The following is a 1,714-nucleotide window of genomic DNA, read 5'->3' on the forward strand; positions in this document are numbered from 1 at the left end:
GTGCCCCCGATCTTCTTATGGGCGGCGCCGCGCTCGGCGGGGGTGGGGTACTCGAGCAGCGTGGCGGCGCGGTGCAGGGTCAGGCGGTCGCGGCGCGCCGCCCAGTCCTCCAGGCTGCGCTGCACACCCGGGGTCAGGGGCGTGGCCGACCCGGCCTGCAACCCGGCCAGCAGGTCCGGGAGGCTCAGTCCGCTTTCCAGCGCGGCGTACACGCTCTGGCGGGTCAGGCGGTACGACGCGGTCTGTTCGTCGAAGCGCACGGCTTCGGCGGCGGCCAGCAGGGGCCGTTGCGCGGGCGTGAGGTGAGCGGGGTACACCAGCAGGTCGAAGTTCGCCTGCAATATCCAGGCCGGGCCGGACCCGGCGGGTGGAATCAGCAGGTGAGCGGGCGTGACGGCCGCGCCCGGTCCCTCCCCACTGACCCGCGCCAGGCCCGCCGCGCTCAGCTGCCCGCGCAGCGCCCCGGCCACCCACGCGTCCAGCTCCCCGGCCTTGACGGGCGTGCCGTACCGGGAGGCCAGGAATTCGGGCGGCGTGACCAGCCGCAGCAGGCGGGTCACCTCGGCCTGCGTGGTCGCGTGCGGCAGGGCGCGCAGCACCGCCGCCAGGAGCCGCCGCATGACGCTGACACTGGAAAACGGCGTGCCGACATTTTCCGGGTACGTGGACGGGGCGCCCACAGACAGGCGCGCGGCGCCCACCTCCTCGGGTTCCAGCTGCGCGAACTGCGCCCCGGCCTGCGCGGCGACCGTCACGCGGTCCTCCACGCGGATCAGCAGCCCCAGGTTCAGGCCCACGATCACCCAGGTCTCCAGGGCATCCACGGCCGTCACGCTTCTGGCGAGGTTCTTCAGGGACGCGCGGCTGATCGTGCCGCTCTTGGTGACGCTCAGCGGATGCAGGCGCACGCCGCGCAGCACTTCCAGCAGGCGCAGCAGGTTCAGGTCCGCCTGACCCGTTGCGGCCGGCACCTCCTTCAGGGAGGCCGTGATGGGCGGGGCAGGTTCCGGCGGCAGCCGGTGCAGCAGGCGCGGGTCGCCCAGCACGCGGCTGGGAAGGCGGCCCGGCGGCTCGAACTGGCTGTAGTACGACTGCATCCACGGGTTCGGCAGGCCCTCGGGCAGCAGCAGGCCGCTCGTCAGCAGCTCCCACAGGGTGGCGGCCCCCGTGAACTCCGGCACAGAGAAGTCCCCCAGGTGGCCCCTGGAACCCTTGTGGCTGCCCGGGTCGCCGCGCAGGTCCCGCAGGCGCAGGAACACGTGCAGGTCCCAGCCGTCCATGAGGCCGCCGCAACGCTGCACCTCGCCCAGCGCAGCGCGTTCAGTGACACTCAGGCCCGCCACCAGGTTCTCCAGCAGTTCGGGGCTGCTGCGCACCTGACCGATCACCTCGGCCGCGCGGGCCCCACTGCTGACCTTCTCGCCCAGGTAGCGGCCCGCGATCCGCTGCTGGTACGCGCGTGGCAGACGGGTGATGGACTCGTCGAACGCCTCGGCCTTGCGTTCGTCCAGGGGGGGTGCGGGCTTCTGTGTGGTGGGGGGGTTCTGTGCCGCCCCTGGATTCTGTGGCGCCGTGTTCTGCGGGCTGCCCTGACGCGCCTTCCCGGCCCTTCCGGCCGCCCTGCTCACGGCTGATCCCCGTTCACGCGGGGCGTGTGTCCGGCGCGGCGCAGGGCGTCCAGCGCGGCGGCGTCCGTGCCGGGGCGCAGCAGCGC

1 protein-coding gene is annotated in these 1,714 nt (G+C 73.6%); it reads right to left on the reverse strand.

Going from position 1 to position 1,714, the window contains the following annotated elements:
- Window positions 1–1,628, reverse strand: a 1,628-nt coding sequence (locus QZ271_RS14285) for a helicase-associated domain-containing protein (RefSeq protein ID WP_291432601.1), incomplete at its 3' end; no start/stop codon positions are given.
- Window positions 1,629–1,714 lie beyond the last annotated feature (86 nt).

This window comes from Deinococcus sp. (assembly GCF_018260555.1).
GTDB lineage: Bacteria > Deinococcota > Deinococci > Deinococcales > Deinococcaceae > Deinococcus.